We start from the raw sequence: 26,775 nt of genomic DNA on the forward strand, positions 1-26,775 counted from the left end.
TTCGGATACCCATGAAAACAGAACGTAGCAACCCGAGGACGCTGAACAACGCACCGATGGCCACACTTAGATGGACCATTACTCGAATATTTCGCACATCCGCGCAAACATTCGCATCCCTTAATCACTCGAACGGTTCAGGGGGTGCGCGGCGGCGGAAGGGAATTGCCCGGCCGGAAGCGGCACGGCCGGGCGGCGCGGATTACAGCATTCGGTCGACCACTCCGGCCGCCGCGTGCCCGTCGTCCAGGTCGCAGAAGTCCCGGCGGAACGCCTCGTACGCCTGCGCGTGTCCCGCGGTGGCCCGCTCCGGATCGCGCAGCGCCTCCACGAGAGCGGCGGAACCGGGGATCAGCGGGCCGGGGGCACGGGCCTCGAAGTCGAAGCAGAGGCCGCGCAGGGTGTCGCGGTGGCGCGCCGGGTCGTAGGTGTGGAAGAGCATCGGGCGGCCGGTCCGGGCGAAGTCGAACATCAGCGAGGAGTAGTCGGTGACCAGGACGTCGCTGATCAGCATCAGCTCGCCGGCGTCGCCGTAACGCGAGACGTCCCGGACGAAGCCGCTGCCGCTGTCCGGGACGCGGCCGGTCACCAGATGGTGGCGTCGCACCAGCAGCACGGTGTCGCCGCCGAGTTCGCGTTCGGCGGCGGCCAGGTCGAGCCGGAGGCCGAGGGCGTACCGGCCGTCGCCGCGCGGCTGGTCCTCCCGCAGGGCCGGCGCGTACAGCACGACCCGCCTGCCCTCGGGGACGGCGAGCCGTTCGCGTACCGCGGCGGCGACCTTGGCCCGGTCCGGGGCGTGGAACAGGTCGTTGCGGGGGGAGCCGCACTCCAGGATCTCGCCCGGATAACCGAAGGAGCGTCTCAGGACGGGGGTGGCGAAGCTGTTCGGCGAGACCAGGAAGCTCCACTGGGTGGCGAGGTGGGCGGTGCCCGCCGGGTCGAGGCCGGTCCGTTTGAGGGGGGTGCCGTGCCAGGTCTGGACGACGCACTGGCCCTCGCGCCGCTCGAACCACTGGGGCAGCTGGGTGTTGGTGACGACGTAGCGGCTGCGGGCCAGCGCCTCGTGCCAGGCGGCGGAGCCGTGCTCGACGGCCGTGGCACCGGCCGGGACGCGGGCCTGCTGGTCGCTCACCACCCACAGGTGTTCCAGTTCGGCGCCGCGCCGGGCGATCTCCTCGTGGACGGCGCGCGGCGAGTCGGAGTACTGCCGGCCGTCGAAGCTGCTGTACAGCACGGTGTCGCGCAGTGGCGCGGTGCGCCGGGCCCGGTAGCGCTCGCACAGCAGCCGCCTGCCGCGCGGGCCGCGTTCCGCCGCGGGAAGCACCGGGGCGCTGTTGATCAGAAGCTGGTCGTGGAGGCGCCGTTCGACGGTGTACGTCCGGCCGCCGAGGGTGCGGGCGGTGGGCAGGGTGCGGTGCGCGGCGGCCGGGATGCGCAGCGCGGCGTCGTACGCCTCGTCCCGGGCGCCCCGCTCGCGGAGGAAGAGGTACCAGTCCCCCTGGCCCAGCGGCAGGTTCCCGCCGGGGATCTCGACGGCGTCCGGCCGGAGCGCGGCCCGGAACCGCCGGGCGCCCGCGGCCCCGGAGAGGGTGAGCGGCAGCACGGCCTCCTCGCCGTGCCCGCCGTGTCTGGCCACCAGGTCGAGGGGCGTTCCCGGAAGTCCGGGGAAGGTGCCCTCCAGGAGGAGCTGCCCGTCCCCGGTCCAGGTCGCCAGGTCGACGGCGGGCTGCACGGTACGGTCGCTGATCAGCAGATTGCCGCGGGAGCAGGTGGTGAGGCCGAGTTCGCGCCGCTCCTCGCCGGTCCCGGCCAGCGGGTACCGGCCGGGCAGTACCGGCCCCGGCACGTCGACCGGTGTGCGGCGGCCGTCCGGTCCGACGAGGTGCAGGCCGTACGGGACCTGGGCGAGCTCCGCTCCCTCGGTGGCGTCCGGCCGGGCGTCGGTGAAGGCGTCGAGCGGGACGTCCGCGGTGAACCGCCGCCAGCCCGCCGCCGAGGGCACGGCCCCTTCGTGGACCGTCACCGGACGGTCGAAGGCGGTACCGGAGGGGCGGTGGGTGAGCGCGAGGCGCAGCGGCCCGTTGCCGAGCCGGTCGCGGATCATTCCGTCGATGACCACGGTGGGGGTTCCGTCGCCGGTGTCGCCCGCGCGGTGCGTCTCGAAGCGGGCGTCGATCCGTTCGGCGTGCAGCACCAGCCTGCCGCCCTCGAAGGCGGGCACGATCCGGTGGTCGCCGTCGGGGCGGTGCACGGGCGGCGGGGCGGACACCTCGTCGGTGGAGAGTCCGGAGCGGCGCAGCATGCCGTGTCCGGCGATGCCGATCTCCAGCCGCCAGGTGCGGCGTTCGGGGCCGCCGGCCGGGTCGATGCGGAGCCTGGCCGGGTCGACGACGGTCTCGAAGCCGGATCTGTCGTAGTCGTGCAGGCTCTGCCGGGACCGGGCGGTGGCCTCGGGTTCGACGGTGGTGCGCAGCCGCAGCGGCACCACGTGCCGGCGTCCGGCCCGCAGCCAGCCGGCCCGGAACTCGGCGGCGCGCGATCCGGCGGGCAGGTTGCGGATGTACGCGTACCCCTTGAGGTGCAGTCTGCCGTCCTGCCAGTGGGCGTCCCGCAGCCGGGCGGTGAGCGGCAGGTCCCGCTCGCCCACGCGCAGCACCGGGCGTGGCACCGGCCGGGTGAGGACCGGGTAGGAGGCGCTGCGGCGGCGTACCCCCCGTACCGTGAAGGCGCCCGGCTCGGACGTGTCGAGGGCGAGCAGGTCCAGCAGTTCGCCGGTCCGGCGTTCGCGTACGAGGTGCCACATCAGGCGCAGCCGCAGCGGCAGCGCGTCGAGCACGGCCGGGTCGACCTGGTCGGTGAACTCGTTGGCGTACGTGACGAAGGCGCGCCGGTACTCCTCGTCGCCGTCGGGCAGCGCCTCCATGAAGTACCGGAGGTCGTTGGCGAGCACATGGGCCTCGTAGCGCCGTTTGTCGGCGGCGTCGCGGTGCTCGTCGAGGAAGGCACAGACGCCGAGCACGTGCGAGACCCGGTCCTGGACGCCGCGGACGACGGCGCGGCGGGTGGTGGGGGAACCCGGCCGGACACGCCAGTGGTAGACGGGGTCCTTCAGCACGTCGACGGAGCGGGCCAGGAAGTGGGCGGGCAGCACGACGGGGATGTCCTCGTGGAGGGCGCCGACCGGGAAGGCGAAGGCGTGCTCGTCCCAGAAGGACCGGCGGAAGACCTTGTTGCAGGCGATCCGGTCGGCGGCCAGGTCCCAGTCCCGCGAGATGTGGGTGCGCAGCCGGGTGGTCGCCATGGGCCTGCGGAATTCGGGCGACTGCTGGAGCCGGCCGCCGGTCCGCAGCCGCAGCACGTTGCCGGAGGCGATGTCCGAGCCGGTCTCGTCCAGGGCGCCTGCGAGGAGTTCGTACGCGCGGGGCGGGAGCACGTCGTCGCTGTCGGCGAAGGCGAGGTGGCGGGCGCCCGGATCGCAGCTGCGTACCCCGGTGTTGCGGGCGTGCCCGAGCCCGCCGTTGTCCTGGCTCACCAGCCGGAACCTGCCGTCCTGTGCGGCGAACGCGGCGGCCAGGGCCGCGCTGTCGTCGGTGGAGCCGTCGTCGACCATCACCACTTCCAGGTCGGCCATGGTCTGCTCCGCGAGGGACTTCAGGCAGTCCGTCAGATAGAGCTCCACGTTGTGGACGGGTACGACGACACTGAGCCGTGGCGGCATGTTGGGCACGTCCGTTCATCGGGGGCCTGACTGTCCGTACGGCTCAACCCCGTGACGGTCCGGGGGTCACCGGTCGCGGTCTCTCCCGAACGGGTGAGATCGACCGCTCCCCGGTTGCCGTCCGATCACCGGCCAGGTCCCGCCCCGGGGTGTCACCGGAGTGGCCCGGCAGCAGGTCGAGGCGGGTGCCGCGCGAGGCCCGGCAGGCCTCCCGGTCCGGGACCTGGCCGGTGATCGGACGGTCCGGGCAGACGTAGTCGTACGTCAGGGACGAGCAGTCGGTGATCAACGCGTCGGAGACCGGGCCAAGTTCCTCGGCGGACGGTTGCCCCGTCACGTCCACCGCCCCGGCCCCGCCCCGCGGGAGAGCGGCCGTAGAAGTGGTGCGCGCGGACCAGGGCGGCGTACTGCGGGGACGAGCGGGCAGCGTCCGCGCGCGGCGATCGCCGCGCTGCCCCCGGGATCCGTCGTCCACGACGAGGAGTTCCGGCTCGCCGGGAATCCGGTCGGGCACGGACTCGATGGCGGCCCGGGGATGTCCCTGATCTCGGTGGGTGGCACGACCACACCAAGCAGCCCGGCGGCCGAGCGCGGTCGCGCCGTCACCCCGCGCCGAATCCCGCGTTCACCCGTTCGGGGCAGTGTCGGTGACCCGGGGCGCCCGCCCCGGTTGAGCGGGCATGAAGCCGCGCCTCAGTGTCGTCGTCCCGGTCCACAACGTCGAGGACCACCTGGAGGACTGCCTGCGCTCGGTGGCCGGACAGTCCGTCGGCGACATCGAAGTGGTCCTCGTGGACGACGGTTCGACGGACGGAAGTACGGCCATCGCCGAGTCCTTCGCCGCCCACGACCGCCGCTTCCGCTATCTCCGCCGACCCAACGGCGGGCCGGGCGCGGCCCGCAACACGGGCGTGCGGCACACCAGCCCGGACGTGCCGTACCTGGCGTTCGTCGACAGCGACGACGTCGTCGTCCACGACGGCTACGCGCGGATGCTGGCCTCCCTGGAGTCGACCGGCTCCGACCTCGCGACCGGCAATGTGTGGCAGCTGACCGAGCAGGGGCGGCAGCAGGCCCGGGAGTACCGCTGGCTGACCGGCAGCCGGGCCCGCACCCACATCGGCCGCGATCCCCGGCTGCTCGCCGACCGGGTCGCCTGGAACAAGGTGTTCCGCCGATCCTTCTGGGACCGGCACGCCTTCGCGTTCCCGGAGGGCTCGCTGTACGAGGACACCCCGGTGGTGATCCCGGCGCACTACCTGGCCGGCTCGGTGGACGTGCTGCACGAGCACGTCCACTACTGGCGGGTCCGGGAGGGTTCGATCACCCGGCGGCGTACGGACGTCCAGGGCGTACGGGACCGGATCTCGGCGTGCGAGCAGGTCAGCGCGTTCCTGGCGGGCCGGGGCGGGGTGGCGAACGGCGGTGCGCGGCGCCGCTACGACCTGTCGTGCCTGCGTGACGACTTCGTGTACTTCCTGGACGGGCTCCCCCTGGGCGGACCCGAGTACCGGGAGGCGTTCATGGCGGGCGCCGGGGCGTTCCTGGACCGGATGGAGCGGATGGACGGGGCGGGCCGGGCGGACCGGGCCGTGGCCCATGAGTTCCCGGTGTCGCTGCGGATCAAGTGGCAGCTGGTGAAGGAGCGCCGGCTCCCGGAGCTGCTGGAGGTGCTGGCCTTCGAACGGGCCAACGGCGCCGGTACGTTCACGGTCGGCGGGGTGCCGGGGCGGCGGCAGGCCGGCTTCCCCGGCATCCCGGACACCGTCCGCCTCGCCCGGACCGATCTGCCGGCCGTGGCCCGGCTGCTGGACGCGCGCTGGGGCGACGACGGGAAGCTGCGGCTGCGCGGTTACGCGTACATCCGCAATCTGCCGGCCACGACGCCCCGCCACTCGCTGAAGATGGGCCTGGTGCGGTCGACCCAGGGACAGGTGTTGCGGACGGTGCCGTTGCGCGGTGTGCTCTCGCCCGAGGCGACCGTCGAATCCGGCCAGCGGCTGCACCGTTACGACCACTCCGGCTTCGAGATGACCCTCGACCCGCGCCGGCTGCGGCCCGGCGGCTGGATGGTGGGGATGATGGTGGCCGCCCAGGGCGCGGTCCGCCGGGTGGCGGTGCGCGCCGTGGACACGGGGGCCGCCCAGCCGCTCGTCCATGATCTGGGCGACGGACGGCGGGCGGTGCTCGACTACCGGGGCGGGCGGCTCCGGCTGACCGTGGCACAGCTGCCCGCCCGTTGCGAGAGCCACCGCTTCGGCACGGACCTGGAGCTGACCGGCCGGCTGTACGAGGGCGTCCGGCCGAAGGCCCTGGTGCTGACCTGCGAGGGGGTGGCGGACCAGGAGTTCGGCCACCCCGTCGAATGCCGGCCGGACGGCCGCTTCACGGTACGGATCCCGCTCGCCGACCTCGCCGGGATGGCGGGTGCGGCACCGGCGCCGCACCGGGCGCCGCGCGAGGTCGAGCCGGAGCCCGGCGGCCGGTGGCGGGCGCGGCTGGTGCTGGCCGACGGGACGCGGGTGCCGCTCGCGGTGGCCCCGGAGTCGGCGCCGCCGGTCGTGGCCGACGCGGCGGGCGAGCTGGTGCTGGACCTGAGCGGGCAGCCGTTCGTGGAGTGGGCGGTGTGGACGCCGGACGGGGCGCTGCGGGTGGAGGGGGTGACCGGGGCCGGTACGGGCGTACGGCAGGACGAGGGCCCGGACCGCCTCGTACTGCGGCACGAGACGCTGCGCGAGACGGTGTCGGCGCCCGTCACCCATGACGAGCGGGGCGCAGGAGTGCCGGAGGGGGTGGGCGGGAAGGTGCGTGAAGGGGCGTACGGGGGGCGCCGGTTCACCGCGTTCCTCGCGCCCTCGGTGGCCGCCGGGCTGTCCGAAGGACGCTGGGAGGCGTATCTGGGCGGCCGGCCGGTCCGGGTGCCGGCCGGGCTCGCCGCCCGGCTGCCGCTGCGCCGCGGCGGCCCGGTCGCCACGGCCCCCGTGCCGGGCCGGGAGTTCGCCCTGGACCGCAGATCCGGCGACCGGCTGACCCTGTGGGCCGGGCCGGTGGCGGTGCCGTCCGAGCGCGGCGCGTTCCGCCGGGCGGAGCTGCGGGGCAGGCACTATCCGTCCCGGCGGGCGATGCCGCTGCGGGACGCGGTGCTCTACACCGGCGGCGATTCACCGCGCGCCGTGCACACCGAGCTCGTGCGCCGGGGCGTGGAGTCGGAGCACCTCTGGGTCACCGACGGGGTCCACGGCGGCGTACCGCCCACCGCCGTCCCGGTGATCGAGCACAGTGCCGCCTGGTACGAGGCGCTGGCGCGGTCCCGCCGTATCGTCACTGCCGACCAGTTGCCCGAGTGGTTCGAGCGGCGGCCCGACCAGACCGTCGTGCAGACCTGGCACGGCGCCCCGCTCGGCCGTTTCGGCGCGGATCTGGCCGGCACCCCGTACGCCGACCACCAGGAGCTCGCCACGCTGCCGCACCGGTCGGCCCAGTGGTCCGTCCTGGTCTCCCCGAGCCGCCACGCCACCCCGCTGCTGCGCCGCGCGCTGGACTACCGGGGCGAGATCCTGGAGGCCGGCTCCCCCGCCAACGATCTGCTCTTCTCGCCCGACCGCGCCAGGACCGCGGAGCGGGTACGCCGCAGGCTCGGTATCCCGGACGGCCGCCGGGTCGTGCTGTACGCGCCGACCTACCGCGATCAGCTGGCCCACCCCGGCACCGACGACGAGCGGCCGCGCTACCGCTGGGACGCGGCGCTCGACCCGGCGGCGCTGGCCCGGTCCATCGGTTCGGCCCACACGGTGCTGGTGCGCCGCCATCCGAGGGTGACCGGGAGCGTGCCCGAGCGGGCCGGTGTGCGTGACGTGTCGGCGCACCCGGACACCGCGGAGCTGCTGCTGATCGCCGATGTGCTGGTCACGGACTACGCGGGCCTGATGTTCGACTTCGCGCACACCGGCCGCCCGATGCTGTTCCACACCTATGACCTGGCGCACTACCGGGACACGGTGCGCGGTTTCTGCCTGGACTTCGAGGACCGGGCGCCGGGCCCGCTGCTCGCCCGGGCGGACTGGATCGCCGCGCTCCTTCGCGACGCCGGTTCGCTGGCCGAGTCGGCGGCCCGGCACGCGGACGCGTACGGGAGTTTCCGCCGCGACTTCTGCGACCTGGACGACGGCGGGGCGGCGGCCAGGGTCGCGGACCGGCTGCTGGCCGAGGGTCAGCCCGCCTTGAGGGCGGCGACCGCGGAGGCCGCCAGGTCGTCGAGGTAGCCCTTGGGCAGCGGGCCGCGCACGACGGCCAGCCGCCAGTAGAGCGGGCCGACGATCAGGTCCAGCGCCCGGTCCGGGTCGCTGTCCCCGGGCAGTTCGCCACGGGCCACGGCATCCCGTACGACCACGGCGGCGATGCCCTGCTGCGGGTCCAGCAGGGCGGCCTTGATCGTGTCGGAGATCTCCGGATTGCGGGCCGCCTCGACCAGCAGGTCCGGGATGACCTGCGAGGCGACAGGGTGGCGCAGGGCGTACGAGGCGAGTTCGAGCACCGCCCGGACGTCCCCGTACAGCGAACCGGTGGCCGGTGCCGGCATGCCCTGGGCCGCGACGGCCGAGACGAGATCGAGGACCAGGGCCAGCTTGGACTTCCAGCGGCGGTAGACGGCGGTCTTGCCGACGCCCGCGCGCCGCGCGATCCCCTCCATCGACATCCGGGCGAAGCCCACCGCGGCCAGCTCCTCGAAGACGGCACCGCGAATCGCGTCGGTGACGTCCTCGCGCAGCACGGCGGCTCCGGCGGGGACACGGCGGCGGGTTCCCGGGTCGGTGGTCATGGCCGAATCATAGTCCGTAAGGACGGAACGGTTGCGTTGCGACGTGGATGCGTCCTACCCTCGGCGTTGCGACGATACGGTCCCGTTCCGTCGGACGTCGCTCCCCCCGCCTCCCGTCGAAAGCGATCGTGGTGAGCCAGACAGCAACCCCACCGGCCCCGGCCGACACCCCCGACGCGGCGCCCCTCCCGGTGTACGCGCCGGGCGAGCTCGCCGCGCTCGCCGCCCGGCACGGACTCACGATGAGCGGCGCCCGGCCCTCGCTGGCGGCGTACGTCCGGCAGCTGTGGGGACGGCGGCACTTCATCACGGCGTTCGCCACCGCCAAGCTGACCGCCCAGTACAGCCAGGCGAAGCTCGGTCAGATCTGGCAGATCATGACGCCGCTGCTGAACGCGACGGTCTACTACTTCATCTTCGGCGTCCTGATGAACACCAAGCGCAACGTCGAGGACTTCGTGCCCTTCCTCGTCACCGGCGTCTTCATCTGGACCTTCACCAGCAGCTCGATCACCGCGGGCACCCGGGCGATCAGCGGCAATCTGGGACTGGTGCGGGCGCTGCACTTCCCGCGCGCCTCGCTGCCGATCGCCCTGGCCCTGCAACAGCTCCAGCAGCTGCTGTTCTCGCTGGGCGCGCTGGTGCTCATCCTCGTGGGGTTCGGGCAGTTCCCGAAGCCGTCCTGGCTGCTCGCCGTTCCGGCGCTGCTCCTCCAGGCCGTGTTCAACACCGGCGTCTCCATGGTGGTCGCGCGGCTGGCCGCCCGGACGCCGGACATCGCCCAGCTGATGCCGTTCGTCCTGCGGACCTGGATGTACGCGTCGGGGGTCATGTGGAGCGTGGACACGATGCTCAAGGGCGACCGTGTCCCGCACTTCGTGATGGTGATGCTGGAGTGCAATCCGGCCGCCGTCTTCATCGACCTGATGCGGTTCGCACTCATCGACAGCTTCGGCGCGTCCCATCTCCCGCCGCATGTCTGGGCGATCGCGGCGGGCTGGGCGCTCGTGTGCGGCGTGGGCGGATTCGTGTACTTCTGGCAGGCGGAGGAGCGGTACGGACGTGGCTGACGACATGGCTCACAACAGCGAACCGGTGCCGACCGTCGTCGTGGACGACGTCCACATCACGTACAAGGTCAACGGCGCCCGCACCGGAAAGGGCAGCGCCACCTCGGCGCTCAGCCGGATCGTCTCGCGCCGACAGGCCCCCGGGGTGCGCGAGGTGCACGCCGTGAAGGGGGTGAGCTTCGCCGCGTACAAGGGCGAGGCCATCGGTCTGATCGGCTCCAACGGCTCGGGGAAGTCGACCCTGCTCAAGGCCATCGCCGGTCTGCTGCCCGCGACGAAGGGCCGGGTGCACACCCAGGGCCAGCCCTCGCTGCTCGGGGTGAACGCCGCGCTGATGAGCGATCTGACCGGTGAGCGCAACGTGGTGCTCGGCGGCCTGGCGATGGGCATGACCCGTGCCCAGATCCGCGAGCGCTACCCGAGCATCGTCGACTTCTCCGGCATCAACGAGAAGGGCGACTTCATCACCCTGCCGATGCGCACGTACTCCTCCGGCATGGGCGCCCGGCTGCGCTTCTCCATCGCGGCGGCCAAGAGCCATGACGTCCTCCTGATCGACGAGGCGCTGTCCACCGGCGACGCCAGGTTCCAGCGGCGCAGCAAGGAACGGATCATCGAGCTGCGCAAGGAGGCCGGCACGGTCTTCCTGGTCAGCCACAGCAACAGGTCGATCACCGAGACCTGCGACCGGGCGATCTGGCTGGAGGCGGGGACGCTGCGGATGGACGGCCCGGCGGACGAGGTCGTGGCGGCGTACGAGAAGTTCACCTCCGGCAAGAAGTAGCCGGGGCGGCGGGGGCGTCGGCGACCGGCAGACGAGGGCCGGGCACTGCGGCAAGGACGTCGGCGACCGGCAGACGAGGGCCGGGCACTGCGGCGAGGACGTCGGCGACCGGCAGACGAGGGCCGGGCACTGCGGCGAGGACGTCGGCGACCGGCAGACGAGGGCCGGGCACTGCGGCGAGGGCGATAAACTCCGCAGCCGCGCAACGGGGTTGGGCTCGAACGGCTCGGGGGGACACATGCAGGACGGCGTGCCGGGACCACTGCGGGCGGACGACCCGCGCGAGATCGGCGGCTATGTGCTGCGGGGCCGGGTGGGGGCGGGCGGCATGGGCACCGTCTACCTCTCGCACACCCGGGGCGGCCAGCCCGTCGCCCTGAAGGTGATCCGCCGGGAGTACGCGCGGAGCGCGGAGTTCCGGGTGCGGTTCGCCCGTGAGGTGGCCGCCGCCCGCCGGGTCTCCGGGTACCACCTGGTGCCCGTCGTCGACCACGACACCGAGGGGCCGCAGCCCTGGCTCGCCGCCCACTACGTTCCCGGCCTGCCGCTGGACGCCGTCGTCGCCACCCATGGTCCGCTGCCCACGGCCGCGGTGCTCCGGCTGGCCGGCTGCCTGGCCGGTGCGCTGGACGCGGTCCACGGCGCCGGGGTCATCCACCGGGACATCAAGCCCGGCAATCTGCTGCTCGCCGCGAGCGGCCCCTGGCTGCTCGACTTCGGGATCGCGCGGGCGGCGGACGCCCGGACCCTCACCACGGCGGGGCGGCTGATCGGCAGCCCGAAGCACATGTCGCCCGAACACGCGCTGGGCAGGCCGCTGACACCCGCGTCCGACGTGTTCGCGCTCGGGCTGCTGGCCGCCGAGGCCGCCGCCGGGGAACACCCGTACGGCCGGGGCCACGGCCTCGCGGTGGCCGCCCGCATCGCGGACACCGACCGCGAACCCCCACGGTTGGACCACCACCCGGAGCCGCTGCGCGGGCTGCTCCGGCGCTGCCTGGCGGCCCGGCCCGAGGACCGCCCCGCCGCCCGCGAGGTCGCGGAACTCTGCCGGAGGGCGCTCGGCGCGGACGGCGAACGGGGCCTGCGGGTCTTCACCGGCTGGCTGCCGGACCCGGTGGCCTGTGCCGTGGCCCGGATCGAGGCGGCGACCCGGCCCCGCCCGTCCGCGTACACCCCCACCTATGTGCCGACCGTGCGCGATCCGGCGGCCGCCGAATGGAATCGCCGGGTCCGCCGAACGTCCGCACCCGACTGACGGGTTGACGGAACGACACCTGCCGTAGGCTCCATCCGTTCAGCTTCGGACATGCGAGCGGGGGAGGCTCCCATCAGTACCGGCACGGGCGACATACTCACACCTCTGGGACCGGACGATCCGCGCGAGACCGCCGGATACCGGCTGCTCGCCCGCATCGGCGAGGGCGGCATGGGCACCGTCTACCTCTCGCACACCCGCGGCGGCCAGGCGGTGGCACTGAAGCTCATCCGCCGCGAGTTCGGTGACGACCCCGAATTCCGCCGCCGGTTCGAGCAGGAGGTGCAGGCCGCCCGCCGGGTGCAGGGCTACCACCTGGTGCCGGTGGTCGACCACGACACCTCCGGCCAACAGCCCTGGCTCGCCTCGGCGTTCGTACCGGGCATGTCGCTCCATTCGGCGCTGGCGGACCACGGGCCGCTGCCGCTGTCCACGGTCTTCCGCCTGGTCGGCTGTACGGCGCGGGCGCTCACCGCGATCCACGCGGCGGGGGTCGTCCACCGCGATCTGAAGCCCGGCAACATCCTGCTCGGGGCGGATGGCCCGTACGTCATCGACTTCGGGATCGCCCGCGCCGCGGACGCCACCCAGCTCACCCGCAGCGGCGGGCTCATCGGAACCCCGCAGTTCATGTCGCCCGAACACGCGCTGGGCGAGCGGGTCGGACCGGCCACCGATGTCTTCTCGCTCGGCCTGATCGCGGCGCTCGCGGCGACCGGCCGTCATCCGTACGGGGCGGGCGGGGCGCTGACCGTCGCCGCCCAGATCGCCAACACCGAGCACCGGCCGCCCCGGTTGGACGGCTATCCGCAGGAGCTGCGCCCGCTGCTGGAACGCTGTCTGGCCGCGGATCCGCAGGCACGCGTCACCACCGCCGAACTCGCGGCCCTGTGCGAGCGGGCGGCCGGCCGGCCGCTGAGCGAGGCGGACGGCTGGCTGCCGGAGCCGCTCGCCGCGGAGATCGCCCGCCGCGAGCAGGCCACGCGGTCGCCCGCGCCGCAGGCCGGCCCGGCGGCCCCCACGCACCCGCCGAACACGGACCCGTCACCGACCGGTGCCGCCGCCCCCGGAGCCCCGGTACCGCCGGGCGGCCCGTCCGGACACGGAACGACCCAGCAGGCAGCGGGCGCGCCGTACGGGCACCCGCCGACCCAGCAGGAACCGGGCGGCCGGCCCGGACACCCGCCGACCCAGCAGGAACCGGGCGCCCCCGGCATGCCGTTCGCCGCCACCGAGCCCGCCGTCCCCCGGCAGCCGCCCGCGTACGGCCCTCCCGCGCCGGGGCAGCCCGGTCCGGCGCCGACGGTGGCACCCGCCGCGAAGTCCCGCGGGCCGGTGCGGGTCGTGGTGGCCGCCGGAGTGGCACTGCTGCTGGTCGCGGGAACGTGGGTGATCGCCACCCGCGGCAACGACAAGGACGACAACCCGCGCAGCGACGCCAAGCACAGCGACCGGCCCTCGTCCTCGCGGCCCGACCCGAAGCAGCAGCCGTCGGACACCGCCGGCCCCACGCGGCGGAGCGGCTACGAAGTGATCTTCAAGGACCGGCCCTTCGCGCTGCGGGCGCCCGCCGAGCCGAATGTCATCGGCGTCGATCTCGACGAGCCGCGGGTGTCGGGCCCCGGCGAATTCACCGACAGCGACGACGAGCTGGAGCTGAGCGAGGTGTCGGGCGGCAGCTGGACCTTCCGTACGCCGATGGGCAGGAGCACCGGGGCAACCCCCGAACAGTGCCTTCAGGGCTCGCAGTCCGACGTGCTGCCGTCCGAGATCAGGGAGAAGGAACTCCAGCGCGGCCGGACCCTCCCGGCGGGCACCCGGCTGTGCACCGTGACGTCCGACGGCAATCTCGCCATGCTGAAGATCACCAAGGTGGAGAAGCGCGCCACCAACGATCTGCCGGACTACTTCACCGAACTCACCCTCTGGCACCAGCAGTAGGCGCACCGCCGCCGCACCCCGGCAGCCGACCCGATCCTCCGGCTCCCCGCCCTCCGGCAGTGCCCCGGGCGGGGACAGCAGGGACGGCGGGCACGGGTACCGCTCCGCGCCCGGCGCGTACAAGGACAGAGCCCCAGCGTGTACAGGGGCAGAACAGAGGGGAGGCGACCACCGGACACCCGGCGGCCGCCTCCCCTCCCGGTTACCCGGCTACGCGTGCGTACGGAGCAGTGTGCGCATCGTCCGCATCGCCACCGACAGGTTCGCCAGGTCGAACGCGTCCGACCCCTGGATCTCGTCGAGCGTGGAGCGGGACCGGGTGAGGATCGCCGCGTTCTTCTCCTCCCAGGCCTTGAACCGCTCCTGAGGCGTAGAGGTCCCGTTGCCCACCGCCAGCACGTCCGCGGTGAGCGCGGCGTGCGCGGCGTACAGGTCCTCGCGGATGGAGGCGCGGGCCATGGACTGCCAGCGGTCGGCCCGCGGCAGCTCGATGATCCGGTCCATCAGCTGGGTGATGCCCAGCCGGTCCGCGAGGTCGTAGTACACCTCGGCGACGGAGAGCGGGTCCTTCTCCGTGCGCTCCGCGATCGCCACGATGTCCAGCGCCGGGAAGGCGGAGGAGAATCCGGCGACCCGCTGGGCCAGCTCGCCCGGGACGCCGGCCTCGGTGAGCTCGTCCAGGATCGACTGGTACCACTCCAGGTCGGCGCCCATCAGCATCTTGGGCAGCTCGGCCCAGACCTGCTCGACGCCCTCCTTGAAGAAGTCGATCGTCTCGGCGATCTCCAGCGGCTGCGGCCGGTTGCCGAGCAGCCAGCGCGAACCGCGCTCGACGAGCCGGCGCGAGTGCAGCCGGATCCGGGTCTGCACATCGGCCGCGACCTTGTTGTCGAGCGCCTCGACGGCGTCCCACACCTGGCCGAGTCCGAAGATCTCACGGGCCGCGAACTGGGCCCGCACGATCTCCTCGATCGACGCGCCGGTCTCTTCCCGCAGCCGGTGCAGGAAGGTCGAACCACCGCTGTTCACGGTGTCGTTGACCAGAACCGTGGTGATGATCTCGCGCCGCAGCGCGTGCCCGTCGACCGCCTCGGGGAACTGCTCGCGCAGCTGCTCCGGGAAGTAGGCGTGCAGCAGCTTCTGCAGGTGCGGGTCGTCCGGCAGGCTGGTCCGGATCAGCTCCCGGGCCGCCGTGATCTTGGTGTACGCGAGGAGCACGGCCAGCTCGGGCTGGCTGAGCCCCTTGGAGGCGCCCAGCAGCTCACGGATCTGGCGGTCGGCGGGCAGGAACTCAAGACCGCGGTCGAGGTCGCCGTCCCGGCCCAGCCGGCGCATGAAGCGCTGGTGGGCGTGGAGCAGCGAGGGCGACTGGGAGGTGGCGTTGGCGAGCGCCACGTTCTGCGCGTAGTTGTTGCGCAGCACCAGGCGGCCGATCTCGTCGGTCATCTCGGCGAGCAGCTTGTTGCGCTGCTTGACGGTCATGTCGCCGTCCCGGACCAGGCCGTTGAGCAGGATCTTGATGTTCACCTCGTGGTCGGAGGTGTCCACACCGGCGCTGTTGTCGATCGCGTCGGTGTTGATCCGGCCGCCGCCGCGGGCGAACTCGATGCGGCCGAGCTGGGTGGCGCCGAGGTTGCCGCCCTCGCCGACGACCTTGGCCCGCAGGTCCGCGCCGTTGACCCGGATCGCGTCGTTGGCCTTGTCGCCGACGTCCGCGTTCGACTCGGCGGAGGACTTGATGTACGTACCGATGCCGCCGTTCCACAGCAGGTCCACGGGGGCCTTGAGGATGGTCTGCATCAGCTCGGCGGGGGTCATCTTGGTGATGCCCGGCTCGATACCGAGCGCCTCGCGGATGTGCGCGTTGACCGGGATGGACTTGGCGCTGCGCGGGTGGATGCCACCGCCCGCGGAGAGCAGGTCCTTGTTGTAGTCGGCCCAGGAGCTGCGCGGCAGCTCGAACAGCCGGCGGCGCTCGGCGTACGAGGTGGCGGCGTCCGGGTTCGGGTCGATGAAGATGTGCCGGTGGTCGAAGGCGGCGACGAGCCGGATGTGCTCGGAGAGCAGCATGCCGTTGCCGAAGACGTCACCGGACATGTCACCGACGCCGACGACGGTGAAGTCCTCGGTCTGGGTGTCGTGGCCCAGCTCGCGGAAGTGGCGCTTGACGGACTCCCAGGCGCCGCGGGCGGTGATGCCCATGCCCTTGTGGTCGTAGCCGGCGGAGCCGCCGGAGGCGAAGGCGTCACCGAGCCAGAAGCCGTACCCGACGGCGACCTCGTTGGCGATGTCGGAGAAGCTCGCGGTGCCCTTGTCGGCGGCGACGACCAGGTAGGTGTCGTCCTCGTCGTGCCGGACGACGTCGACGGGCGGCACGACCTCGCCGGCCACCATGTTGTCGGTGATGTCGAGCAGCGCCGAGATGAAGGTGCGGTACGAGGCGATGCCCTCGGCCATCCAGGCGTCGCGGTCGACGGCCGGGTCCGGGAGCTGCTTGGCGACGAACCCGCCCTTGGCGCCGACCGGCACGATGACGGTGTTCTTCACCATCTGTGCCTTGACCAGGCCGAGGATCTCGGTACGGAAGTCCTCCCGCCGGTCCGACCAGCGCAGACCGCCTCGGGCGACCTTGCCGAAGCGCAGGTGCACACCCTCGACGCGCGGCGAGTAGACCCAGATCTCGAAGGCCGGCCGGGGCGCCGGCAGGTCCGGGATGGACTGCGGGTCGAACTTCATCGAGACGTACGAGTGCGGCCTGCCGCTGTCCGCGCGCTGGAAGAAGTTGGTGCGCAGGGTGGCCTTGATGACGGTGAGGAAGGACCGCAGGATCCGGTCCTCGTCGAGCGAGGCGACCTGGTCCAGGGCCCCGTCCAGCTCTTCGAGGAGGCCGTCGGTGAGCTCGGTGCCGGCGCTCTGCCGCTCCGGGGACATCCGGGCCTCGAAGAGCGAGACCAGCAGCCGGGTGGTGTGGACGTTGTTGCGGAGAGTGCTCTCCATGTAGTCCTGGCTGAAGGTCGACCCGGCCTGGCGCAGGTACTTCGCGTAGGCGCGCAGCACCATCGCCTGGCGCCAGTTCAGCCCGGCGCCCAGCACCAGCGAGTTGAAGCCGTCGTTCTCGGCCTCGCCGGTCCACACGGCGGCGAAGGCGTCCTGGAAGCGGTCCCGGGCGTCGTCGGCGAGGTAGTTGCCGTTGGCCTGCGGCATCCGGAGCCCGAAGTCGTAGATCCAGGCATGCGTACGGTCGGCGCAGCGCAGCTCGTACGGGCGCTCGTCGACGACCTCGACACCGAGCTGCTGGAGGGCCGGGAGCACGGCGGAGAGGGAGACCTGCTCGCCGGTGCGGTAGATCTTGAAGCGGCGTTCGCCGGGGGCGGCGCCGACCGGTTCGTACAGGCTGAGGGCGAAGTCGTTCTCGTCCTGCTTGAGTGCTTCGAGGTGGACCAGGTCGGCCACGGCGGAGCGCGGCGTGTGGTCGGCCTTGTAGCCCTCGGGGAACGAGTGGCCGTACTGGCGCAGCAGCTCGGCGGCGCGCTCCTCGCCGCATTCGGCGCCCAGCGCCTCCTGGAAGCCGTCGGCCCAGGAGCGGGCGGCCTCGACGAGCCGGGCCTCGATGCGGTCGGCCTCGGCGTCGGTGAGGTCGGGCAGCTCGGTGCCGGGTGCGACGCGGACGACGAAGTGCAGCCGGGAGAGGATCGACTCGGTGTTCCAGGCGGTGAAGTCGACGCTGGTGCCGCCCAGCTCCTCCTTGAGGATGTCGATCAGCCGGAGCCGCACACCGGTGGTGTAGCGGTCGCGCGGCAGGTAGACGATCGCGGAGTAGTAGCGCCCGTACTCGTCCTGGCGCAGGTAGAGCCGCAGCCTGCGGCGCTCCTGGAGGTACAGCACGGAGGTGACGACGGAGCGCAGCTGGTCGACGGGCGTCTGGAAGAGCTCGTCGCGCGGGTACGTCTCCAGGATCTGGAGCAGGTCGCGGCCGTCGTGGCTGTTGGGCGAGAAGCCCGCGCCCTCCAGCACCTCGGCGACCTTGCGGCGGATGACGGGCACCCGGCGCACGGACTCGGTGTAGGCGGCGGAGGAGAACAGACCGAGGAAGCGGCGCTCACCGACGACGTTGCCGTCGGCGTCGAACTTCTTCACGCCGACGTAGTCGAGGTAGCTGGGCCGGTGCACGGTCGAGCGGCTGTTGGCCTTGGTGAGGACGAGGAGCTTGCGCTCGCGGGCCTTGGCCCGGGCGTCGGCGGGCAGCCGGTCGAAGGACGGGCTGACGGGGTGCGCCTCGTCGACGCTGTGGTGCGGGTCGGAGCGCAGGATGCCGAGGCCGGTGCCGGGGACGGCGGCCAGCGAGTCGGTGTCCTTCAGCTCGTACTCGCGGTAGCCGAGGAAGGTGAAGTGGTCGGCGGCGAGCCAGCGCAGCAGCTCCCTGGCCTCGTTCACCTCTTCGTCGGCGAGGTCGTCGAGCGGCTCGCCGGGCAGGTCGTCGGCGATGCGCAGCGCGGCGTCGCGCATCTTGTCCCAGTCCTCGACGGTCTCCCGTACGTCGGACAGCACGCGCAGCAGGTCGGCGGTGATCTGCTGGAGGTCGGCGCGGTCGGTCTCGCGGTCGATCTCGACGTGGATCCAGGACTCGACGAGCGCGTCGTGCGGCAGCTCGCCCTTCTTGTCCTCGGCGCTCTTGCGGCCCGCGGCGATGCCGTTGCCCTCGGCGAGGACCTCGATGAGCTTGCCGGTGACGTCACGACGTACGACGACCTGCGGGTGGATCACCACGTGGATGCCGCGTCCCTGCCGGGACAGCTCATTGGTGACGGAGTCGACCAGGAACGGCATGTCGTCGGTGACGACCTCGACGACCGTGTGGCTGCACGTCCAGCCGTTCTCCTCGACGGTCGGGGTGTGCACCCGGACGTTCGCCGTGCCCTGCGGACGCGTCTCGGCCAGCCGGTAGTGCGAGGAGGCGGCACCGAAGACGTCCACCGGGTCGCGGCCCGCGATGTCCTCCGGAGCGGTGTGCAGGTAGTAGCGCTGGAGGTAGGAAAGGAGCACGTCCTGTCCGGGGCGCCCCTGCCCGGCCCCGGTGGCCGCAACACGCACCCGGGAGGTACCGCCCGGGCCACCGACACCACCGCCCGGGCTGTTGTCAGCTACCTTCGCCGCCCGTGCGAGCAGCTCGGCCTTGGCTTCGTCCAGCTTGGTCTGCATGTCCTCTGGCTCCTGTCGCGCGCCGTTGCGTGACGTAGGTGAAAAAGACGACGTACCGCCACGACACGGGGTTTCCGGTCTGAGTCGACGCTATGCCGCTATGAGAGATGCCCGGGGCCGAATTGGCCATTTTTGGCATTCGGTCCAGGTCCGGGCTGAGGGAATCAGCGACGGCCCGGGTGCTGTGGCACTCCGGGCGCAGGCCGGGGGCTTCGCTGCCCCCGAGGGCTATCGCGCTGATCACGGGGTCCAGGCTATATCGCCCGCCCCCGTGACCGTCACGAGCCGTTTGTGTAAAAAGATGGCCCCGAACTTTGACACTCTGGACAGCGCGCGAGTCCGTATTGCCTCACTCTGGGAGGCGGAACAGGCCGACGAACCGTGGGAGCCCCGCCATGGCACCGAAGATCCTGATCGTCACCGGCGACGCCGCCGAGTCCCTGGAAGTCCTCTACCCGTACCAGCGGCTGCGCGAGGAGGGGTACGACGTCCACATCGCGGCGCCCGCCCGCAAGACGCTCCGCTTCGTGGTGCACGATTTCGAGCCGGGCTTCGACACGTACACCGAGAAGCCGGGCTACACCTGGCCCGCCGACCTGGCGTTCTCCGAGGTCGACCCCGGGGACTACGTGGCGGTGGTCGTCCCGGGCGGCCGGGCACCCGAATATCTGCGCAACGACCCCGAGCTGCGCAAGCTCCTCAAGGCGTTCTTCGACTCCGACCGGCCGGTGGCCCAGATCTGCCACGGTCCGCTGATGACCGCGGCGGTCGGCGCGCTGACCGGCCGGCACGTCACCGCGTATCCCGCGCTGGAGCTCGACATGCAGACGGCGGGCGCCACCTTCGAGGACCACGAGGCGGTGGTCGACGGCGTGCTGGTCTCGTCCCGCGCCTGGCCGGACCACTCGGCGTGGATGCGCGCGTTCCTGAAGATCCTCCGTACAAAGGCCCCGGTGACGACCTGACGCCCCCCACGGGCCTCCCTCACCCGGCGATGCGCGCGCCCACGGGCCTCCCTCACCCGGCGATGCGCGCGCCCACCAGGCCTCCCCCACCCGGCGGATGCGCGCCGCCGCCAGGCCTCCCTCACCCGGCGGATGCGCGCCCTCACCAGGCCTCCCTCACCCGGCGGATGCGCGCCCCCGCCCGACCATGCTCACCCGGCGATCTGCTCGGCAAGTCGCGCGGCCTCGGCCAGGCTGTCCACCACCGGCACCCCGGCCGCCTCCAGGCTGGCCCTGCTGTGCGACCCGCCGGTGTAGAGCACGGCCTTCGCGCCGACATGGGCCGCGGCCACGGCGTCGTCCACCGCGTCACCGATGATCACCGTGCGCTCGGCGGATATCCCGTCCAGCGCGGCGATGTGCCGCTCCATGTGCCGGGCCTTGCTGCCGCCGGAGGGCCCGGTGCGCCCGTCCACCCGCAGAAAGCGCCGCTCGATGCCGTACCCCCGCACCACGGGGACCAGCTGGTCGTGCCCGTACATGCTCAGGAGCGACTGGCTGCCCCCGCCCAGCTGCCACTGGGTGAGAAGCTCCTCGGCCCCTTCGGTGAGTCCGCAGGCGTCCCGCCGCTCGGTGTAGTGCCGGTGGAACACCCCGTCCATACGCTCCCACTCGGCCTGCGTGGGCTGCCTGCCCATCAGCCGTTCGTAGAAGCGGGGTATCGGGATGCAGTACATCTCCCGGTACTGCTCAAGGGTGATCGGCGCCAGGCCGACCTCGCCGAACGCGGCATTGGTCGCGCCGATGACCGCGTCGTTGTCGTCGAGCAGTGTGCCGTTCCAGTCCCAGACCAGATGCGTGCGGTGCTTCCCGTGCGTCCCCATGCAAAGAAAATACCCGCCCCCTCCGACAACCGTTCGAGCCGATGCGCCCGCCCCGGTTCCCTCGCCGTCAGGGGATCAGATGCGGAATCTCCTGGATCCCGAACCACAGCAGCTCATGGTCCTCGGCGCCGTCCACGGTGAACTGCGCGTCGTCGTCCCCGAGGTCCGCCGCCCCCAGCGCCGCGGCCGCCGCCGTGACGTCCTTCTGCGCGTCGTCCGCGTCGACATGCACCGCGGCGGCCTTGGCGAGCGCCACGGGAGACGCGATCCGCACCTCGCCGAGCGAGGAGGGGTCGAGGCTGTGATCCGGGTCGGCGACGGCCGTGCCGTCCGGCACCTCGACGGCCACGACGACGCGCTTGCGCACCGCGTCGGGGTTCTGCGCGATCATGCGCAGCGAAGCGGAGGCGGCCCGGTTGAGCGCCGCGTACTCCAGCTCCTCGATGTCGTCCGAGACGTACCACTCACGCAGTGCGGGGGTCACCGCGTACGCGGTGAGCGGCCCGGGACCGATTTCGCCCGCCCGGTGCGCCGCTGCGAGACCGGACAGGGTCAGGGGGACGTACACGCGCATGGCCGGGTCGCTTTCGTAGTCGGAAACGCCCTCAGGATACGTGTGACGTCCCCCTTTGGGGTCACGTGCACCGATGCCGCCCCGTCCACCCGGCAACCACCCCTCACCCTCCCTGCGCCCGTCTCGGACCCCGCCCGGCAGCACCCGCATCACCCGGATAGGTGATTCCTCCCGACCGTCCCCGTCGCCCTCCTGCCGCTTGCGGCCTCCTCGGCCGTCGCCGTAGAAGGTCCACAGCAGAAGTTACCGCCCGGTATTTCACCGGGCCTCTGAAGCACGGGGGCGATGATCGATGAGCACGAACAGGACCCGGCCCGCCGGACGCCGCGACCAGCGCAGGCCCGAATCCGTACCACCCCAGCGCACCCGGACTCCCCGGCGCGTACGCCCGCACCACTGGTTCGCCGACCGCCTCCTGGCGGTCCTCAGCGGCCAGCGCCCGGTGCACTGGATGCTCGGCCACACCATCGGCGAGGCCTACGACCAACTCGCCGAACTGGCCCCCCGCACCCCGCTCAGGGCCCGCGGCGCCCGCCCCGTGATCCGCATGTGCCACGGCGCCCAGCCGGCCCCGGGCGTGGTGGAGGCCTGCGCGAGCATCGCGGCCGGCGAACAGGTACGCGCCATGGCCTTCCGCCTGGAACAGGGCCCGGACCTCCGCTGGCGCTGCGCAGCAGTGGAACTCGGCGACGAACACCTGCAACCGGCCCCGTCCCGCTAGCCGGGCCGAGGCCGACGACCGCGAGGGGAGGCGGATCGGACAGACCAGGCCTGGGCCTGGACCTGGACCTGGGCAGTCCACCACCGAAACCGACAACGCAGCAGAGCCGGGACCGGGCAAAGACGGGAGCGAGGAGATGAACGGAGATCGGGGTGGGACGGGGCAGGACGGGGCGGGACTAGCCGACCGAGGCAGATCAGGGCAGGCCGAGGCCGAGCAGGGGTAGGGGCCGGGCAAGGCCGGGGTACGGGCCGGGCAAGGCCGTACTGGGCCAGACGAGGCGGTGCGAGGCAGGGCGCGGCAGGGCGAGGTCGGACGGGGCTGGACAGAGCAGGGCTGGACGAGGCGAGGAGGGCAGGCTCCGCAGGGAGGCAAGGCCGAGCAGAGCAAAGCAGGCCAAGCAAGGCTGAGCCGGACCGAACCGAGCAGGGCCGCAAGGCTGACGGACCGAGTAGGGCCGCACCAAGCAAGGCGGGCAAGGGTCGCACCGGTCCGAGCAAGACCGAACCAAGCCAGTCCGAGCAGAGGCCGAACCACGGACGAGCCGAACCACGGAGGCCGGACCACGGAGCAAGGCCGGGGAGGGCCGGAACAGAACCAGCGGAGTCCGCGCGTCCCACCCCAGCCTCTCCCGGCCTCCTACGGGGCCGGGAGAGGAGCCAACACAGAAGGGGAGCCACACATCCCGTCCCAGCCCCTCCTGCCCCCTCTCAGCCCTGCCTCGCCCCCATTCGCCTCCCTCTCAGCCCCATCCAGCCCAGTTCGCCCCAGTGACCGCCTCCTCAACCCCGCCTCAGCCCGGTCACGCCCCACCGCCCCCTTCCAAACACCCATCACACCTGCCGGCCCTTCTCGGCCCTCCCCAGACCTGCTCAGCCCTCCCCAGACCCTGCTCGGGCCTTCCGGACCTGCTCAGCCCTCCCTGGATTTACTCAGGCCTCCCCAGGCCCTCCCGAACCTCCCCGACCCTTCCCGGACTCGCTCGGGCCCCCGGACTTACTCGGACCTCCCCGGGCCCTCCCGAACCTCTCCGGCCCTTCCCGGACCTACTCAGACCCCAAGACTTGCTCAGGCCTCCCCGGGCCCTCCCGAACCTCCCGGCCTCCCGAACCCTCTCAGCCCTTCTCAGCCCTCCCGACTGCTCGGTCCGACGCGACTCAGCCTTGATCCGCCCTACCTGGCCTGGCCGGGCTCAGCCACGCTTGGCATGCCCGGTCGGCTTGGGCATGCCCGGCCCTCTACGGGGCCTGCTCGGCTGCCTTGCCTCGCCCTGCCCAGCTCGCCCGGTCCGGGCCCAGCTCGGCCCGACCCCGCCTTGCCCTGCCTCCTGCGGGGCATGGCCCCGGGCCCCGCCCTGGCCCCGGTCCTGCTCTGATCTGCCTGGGCAGGGCCCGCCTCGATCAGCTCCCCCAGACCCCTCAGTCGGCTCCCGAGCCCCTCACCTCTCCCCCAAGCCCCTCAGCCAGCTCCCCGGCCCTCACCTCTCCCCCAAGCCCCTCAGCCAGCTCCCCGGCCCTCACCTCTCCCCCAAGCCCGCAGCAGGCTCCCCCAGCCCCTCAAGCCCTCCCCAAGCCCCTCCCCGGCCCCTCCCCGGCCCCTCCCGGCCCCACCAAGCGTCTCCGGCCCCACCTAGCCCCTCCGGCGATTGAGGAGCGGGGTCCGGGGCAGAGCCCCGGTTTCGGGAAGGGGCGGGTAGGGGACAGGCCTCGCGCAGCGACCCAACCCCTAACCCCCGACCCCCAACGCCCACCAGCAGCCACAACCCACAGGCCGCGAACACCCACAGCCCCAAACCACAAACCGCACACCAAAAACCGCACACCAAAAAGCCGGAGCCGGACGCCCAAACCACACGCGCCCGACCCCGGCTACAACCCCACTACGACCCGACCACCGCAACGACGCCCAAAGACGTCACCCGCAGCCGTCACTACTGCTGCCGCAGCTACTTCTTACGACGACGTCCGCCCCCACCGTTCTTCTGGGCCTTGCGCCGCTCCGCCCTGGTCAGCCCGTCCGACTCGGACCCGGCCCCGGCCCCGGCCGTACCGTCACCGTTGGAGAAGTCGCCCTCGACGACCCCGCCCTCCCCGTCCACCGTGGGAGCGGAGAAGTGCAGCCGGTCCGGACGCTGCGGAGCGTCGAGCCCCTTGGCCCGGATCTCCGGACGCGCCGCCGGCACGGCATCCTCCTTGGTGAGCGAGGTCCGCTCGGCCTCGTCCTGCACCGGCACCTCCTCCACCTGCTGCTCGACCTGGACCTCCAGGTTGAACAGGTAGCCGACGGACTCCTCCTTGATGCCCTCCATCATGGCGTTGAACATGTCGAAGCCCTCGCGCTGGTACTCGACCAGCGGGTCCTTCTGCGCCATGGCACGGAGGCCGATGCCCTCCTGGAGGTAGTCCATCTCGTAGAGGTGCTCACGCCACTTGCGGTCCAGGACGGACAGCACCACACGCCGCTCCAGCTCACGCATGATGTCCGAGCCGAGCTGCTTCTCACGCTCGTCGTACTGCTCGTGGATGTCGTCCTTGATGGACTCGCCGATGAACTCGGCCGTGATCCCCGCCCGGTCGCCGGCCGCGTCCTCCAGCTCGTCGACGGTGACCTTCACCGGGTAGAGCTGCTTGAACGCGCCCCACAGACGGTCCAGGTCCCACTCCTCCGCGAAGCCCTCGGCGGTCTCCTGACGGATGTAGTCGTCGATCGTGTCGTCCATGAAGTGGCGGATCTGGTCCTGCAGATCCTCGCCCTCCAGGACCCGGCGACGCTCCCCGTAGATGACCTCACGCTGCCGGTTGAGCACCTCGTCGTACTTCAGGACGTTCTTGCGCGTCTCGAAGTTCTGCTGCTCGACCTGCGACTGGGCCGACGCGATCGCCCGCGTCACCATCTTGTTCTCGATCGGCACATCGTCCGGCACATTGGCCATCGACATGACGCGCTCGACCATCTGCGCCTTGAACAGCCGCATCAGGTCGTCGCCGAGCGACAGGTAGAAGCGGGACTCGCCCGGGTCGCCCTGACGGCCGGAGCGACCACGCAGCTGGTTGTCGATACGCCGCGACTCGTGCCGCTCGGTGCCCAGGACGTACAGCCCGCCGAGCTCCTTGACCTCTTCGAACTCCGCCTTGACGGACTGCTCGGCCTTCTCCAGCGCCGCGGGCAGCGCGGCCGCCCACTCCTCGACGTGCTCGACGGGGTCGAGCCCGCGCTGGCGCAGCTCCGCCTCAGCAAGGTCGTCGGGGTTGCCGCCGAGCTTGATGTCGGTGCCTCGTCCGGCCATGTTCGTCGCGACCGTGACCGCGCCCTTGCGGCCGGCCTGGGCGACGATCGTCGCCTCACGGTCGTGCTGCTTGGCGTTGAGGACCTCGTGCTGGACACCGCGCTTGGAGAGCTGCTGCGAGAGGTACTCCGACTTCTCGACCGAGGTGGTGCCGACCAGGATCGGCTGCCCCTTCTCGTGCTTCTCGGCGATGTCGTCGACGACCGCGGCGAACTTCGCGACCTCGGTGCGGTAGATCAGGTCCGACTGGTCGGCACGGACCATCGGCCGGTTGGTCGGGATCGGCACCACACCGAGCTTGTAGATCTGGTGGAACTCGGCGGCCTCGGTCATCGCCGTACCGGTCATGCCGGAGAGCTTGCTGTAGAGGCGGAAGAAGTTCTGCAGGGTGATCGTGGCGAGGGTCTGGTTCTCGTCCTTGATGTCCACCCCTTCCTTCGCCTCGATCGCCTGGTGCATGCCCTCGTTGTAGCGGCGGCCCGCGAGGATACGGCCGGTGTGCTCGTCGACGATCATGACTTCGCCGTCGATGACGACGTAGTCCTTGTCCTTCTTGAAGAGTTCCTTGGCCTTGATGGCGTTGTTGAGGTACCCGACGAGCGGCGTGTTCACCGACTCGTAGAGGTTCTCGATGCCGAGCCAGTCCTCGACCTTCGAGACACCGGGCTCGTGGATGGCGACGGTCCGCTTCTTCTCGTCGACCTCGTAGTCGCCGGTCTCCTCGATACCCTTGAGCGGATTGCCCGCCTCGCCCTTGGCCAGCCGAGTGACCAGCTTGGCGAAGTCTCCGTACCACTTGGTGGCCTGGTCGGCCGGGCCGGAGATGATCAGCGGCGTACGGGCCTCGTCGACGAGGATCGAGTCGACCTCGTCGACCACGGCGAAGTTGTGACCGCGCTGGACGAGCTCGTCGGCGGACCACGCCATGTTGTCGCGGAGGTAGTCGAAGCCGAACTCGTTGTTCGTGCCGTACGTGATGTCGCAGGCGTACTGCTCACGGCGCTGGGCCGGCGTCATGTTGGCGATGATGCAGCCGACAGTCAGGCCGAGGAACTTGTGGACGCGGCCCATCAGTTCCGAGTCTCGCTCGGCGAGATAGTCGTTGACCGTGATCAGGTGCACGCCCTTGCCGGAGAGCGCGTTGAGATAGGTCGGCAGGGTACCGACCAGGGTCTTGCCCTCGCCGGTCTTCATCTCGGCCACATAACCGAGGTGGAGGGCTGCGCCGCCCATCATCTGAACGTCGTAGTGGCGCTGTCCGAGGACCCGCTTGGCGGCCTCACGGACGGTCGCGAATGCCTCGGGGAGCAGGTCGTCCAGGCTCTCGCCGTCCGCGTACCGTTCCTTGTACTCGTCGGTGAGCGCCCGCAGCTCGGCGTCGGAGAGGTTGACGAAGTCCTCTTCGATGGAGCTGACCTGGTCCGCGATGCGGTGCAGTTTGCGCAGGATCTTGCCTTCGCCTGCACGCATGAGCTTGTTGAAGACGGACACTGAGGCTGGTCTCCTTGCCGGTCGGGCCTGGCACTGGGTCGTGTTATGGACTCTGGCACGGGCACGGCAGGTGGGCCCCACCGCAA

Annotated in this window: 14 protein-coding genes; 7 read left to right on the plus strand and 7 right to left on the minus strand. The window is 71.9% G+C overall.

The features are described 5' to 3' along the window. Positions 1–202 precede the first annotated feature (202 nt). Together ACGF8B_RS21885 and ACGF8B_RS21890 are read right to left on the minus strand one after the other, a co-directional pair. Positions 203–3,718, minus strand: a complete 3,516-nt coding sequence (locus tag ACGF8B_RS21885; protein WP_392741035.1) for a CDP-glycerol glycerophosphotransferase family protein — start codon at positions 3,716–3,718, stop codon at positions 203–205. A gap of 43 nt (positions 3,719–3,761) precedes the next feature. Continuing rightward, positions 3,762–4,055: a CDP-glycerol glycerophosphotransferase family protein gene (locus ACGF8B_RS21890; RefSeq protein WP_392740949.1), complete on the minus strand. Its 294-nt coding sequence runs from the start codon at positions 4,053–4,055 to the stop codon at positions 3,762–3,764. 343 nt (positions 4,056–4,398) lie between these two features. On the opposite strand from ACGF8B_RS21890, the gene ACGF8B_RS21895 reads away from it, so the two are divergent. Then, a complete protein-coding gene (locus ACGF8B_RS21895; protein WP_392740952.1) occupies positions 4,399–7,980 on the plus strand; it encodes a CDP-glycerol glycerophosphotransferase family protein in 3,582 nt (1,193 codons plus the stop codon). Here the strand turns inward: ACGF8B_RS21895 and ACGF8B_RS21900 are convergent. Then, positions 7,929–8,537: a TetR/AcrR family transcriptional regulator gene (locus ACGF8B_RS21900; RefSeq protein WP_392740955.1), complete on the minus strand. Its 609-nt coding sequence runs from the start codon at positions 8,535–8,537 to the stop codon at positions 7,929–7,931. The genes ACGF8B_RS21895 and ACGF8B_RS21900 overlap by 52 nt on opposite strands. Positions 8,538–8,665: 128 nt before the next feature. Here ACGF8B_RS21900 and ACGF8B_RS21905 point away from each other — a divergent pair, with 128 nt between their 5' ends. From ACGF8B_RS21905 to ACGF8B_RS21920, 4 genes are all read left to right on the plus strand, one after another. Beyond that, on the plus strand, positions 8,666–9,607 hold the full coding sequence (locus ACGF8B_RS21905) for an ABC transporter permease (RefSeq protein WP_392740958.1): 942 nt from the start codon (positions 8,666–8,668) through the stop codon (positions 9,605–9,607). 4 nt (positions 9,608–9,611) lie between these two features. Next, complete coding sequence (locus ACGF8B_RS21910; protein ID WP_392741038.1) at positions 9,612–10,391, plus strand: ABC transporter ATP-binding protein; 780 nt, start codon at positions 9,612–9,614, stop codon at positions 10,389–10,391. 250 nt (positions 10,392–10,641) lie between these two features. Next, positions 10,642–11,649: a serine/threonine-protein kinase gene (locus tag ACGF8B_RS21915; RefSeq protein WP_392740961.1), complete on the plus strand. Its 1,008-nt coding sequence runs from the start codon at positions 10,642–10,644 to the stop codon at positions 11,647–11,649. A 51-nt stretch (positions 11,650–11,700) separates the two neighbouring features. Continuing rightward, the gene (locus tag ACGF8B_RS21920) at positions 11,701–13,590 is read left to right on the plus strand and encodes a protein kinase (protein ID WP_392740964.1); all 1,890 of its coding nucleotides are present in this window, start codon (positions 11,701–11,703) and stop codon (positions 13,588–13,590) included. 210 nt (positions 13,591–13,800) lie between these two features. On the opposite strand, the gene ACGF8B_RS21925 is transcribed toward ACGF8B_RS21920, so the two are convergent. Then, entirely contained in the window at positions 13,801–18,789 is a 4,989-nt protein-coding gene (locus ACGF8B_RS21925) for an NAD-glutamate dehydrogenase (RefSeq protein ID WP_392740967.1), read from the minus strand. A 395-nt stretch (positions 18,790–19,184) separates the two neighbouring features. On the opposite strand from ACGF8B_RS21925, the gene ACGF8B_RS21930 reads away from it, so the two are divergent. After that, positions 19,185–19,754: a DJ-1/PfpI family protein gene (locus ACGF8B_RS21930; protein ID WP_392740970.1), complete on the plus strand. Its 570-nt coding sequence runs from the start codon at positions 19,185–19,187 to the stop codon at positions 19,752–19,754. Positions 19,755–19,945: 191 nt separating this feature from the next. Here the strand turns inward: ACGF8B_RS21930 and ACGF8B_RS21935 are convergent, their stop codons facing one another. Then, complete coding sequence (locus ACGF8B_RS21935; protein ID WP_342286845.1) at positions 19,946–20,617, minus strand: HAD hydrolase-like protein; 672 nt, start codon at positions 20,615–20,617, stop codon at positions 19,946–19,948. 67 nt (positions 20,618–20,684) lie between these two features. Then, on the minus strand, positions 20,685–21,191 hold the full coding sequence (locus ACGF8B_RS21940) for a DUF6912 family protein (protein ID WP_392740973.1): 507 nt from the start codon (positions 21,189–21,191) through the stop codon (positions 20,685–20,687). A 292-nt stretch (positions 21,192–21,483) separates the two neighbouring features. On the opposite strand from ACGF8B_RS21940, the gene ACGF8B_RS21945 reads away from it, so the two are divergent. Then, positions 21,484–21,912: an Rv3235 family protein gene (locus tag ACGF8B_RS21945; protein WP_360544244.1), complete on the plus strand. Its 429-nt coding sequence runs from the start codon at positions 21,484–21,486 to the stop codon at positions 21,910–21,912. 1,945 nt (positions 21,913–23,857) lie between these two features. Here ACGF8B_RS21945 and secA read toward each other — a convergent pair. Next, positions 23,858–26,689, minus strand: coding sequence for a preprotein translocase subunit SecA (secA, locus tag ACGF8B_RS21950; protein WP_392740977.1), 2,832 nt, complete (start codon positions 26,687–26,689; stop codon positions 23,858–23,860). Positions 26,690–26,775 lie beyond the last annotated feature (86 nt).

This window comes from Streptomyces sp. NPDC047917 (assembly GCF_043204345.1).
In the GTDB taxonomy this organism is placed as follows: Bacteria; Actinomycetota; Actinomycetes; order Streptomycetales; family Streptomycetaceae; genus Streptomyces; species Streptomyces sanglieri.

Coding starts and splice junctions, on each gene's coding strand:
- ACGF8B_RS21925 (WP_392740967.1), bottom strand. CDS start 18,789: ATGCAGACCAAGCTGGACGAAGCCAAGGCCGAGCTGCTCGCACGGGCG.
- ACGF8B_RS21900 (WP_392740955.1), bottom strand. CDS start 8,537: ATGACCACCGACCCGGGAACCCGCCGCCGTGTCCCCGCCGGAGCCGCC.
- ACGF8B_RS21945 (WP_360544244.1), top strand. CDS start 21,484: ATGAGCACGAACAGGACCCGGCCCGCCGGACGCCGCGACCAGCGCAGG.
- ACGF8B_RS21910 (WP_392741038.1), top strand. CDS start 9,612: ATGGCTCACAACAGCGAACCGGTGCCGACCGTCGTCGTGGACGACGTC.
- ACGF8B_RS21920 (WP_392740964.1), top strand. CDS start 11,701: ATGCGAGCGGGGGAGGCTCCCATCAGTACCGGCACGGGCGACATACTC.
- ACGF8B_RS21935 (WP_342286845.1), bottom strand. CDS start 20,617: ATGGGGACGCACGGGAAGCACCGCACGCATCTGGTCTGGGACTGGAAC.
- ACGF8B_RS21885 (WP_392741035.1), bottom strand. CDS start 3,718: ATGCCGCCACGGCTCAGTGTCGTCGTACCCGTCCACAACGTGGAGCTC.
- ACGF8B_RS21895 (WP_392740952.1), top strand. CDS start 4,399: ATGAAGCCGCGCCTCAGTGTCGTCGTCCCGGTCCACAACGTCGAGGAC.
- ACGF8B_RS21930 (WP_392740970.1), top strand. CDS start 19,185: ATGGCACCGAAGATCCTGATCGTCACCGGCGACGCCGCCGAGTCCCTG.
- ACGF8B_RS21940 (WP_392740973.1), bottom strand. CDS start 21,191: ATGCGCGTGTACGTCCCCCTGACCCTGTCCGGTCTCGCAGCGGCGCAC.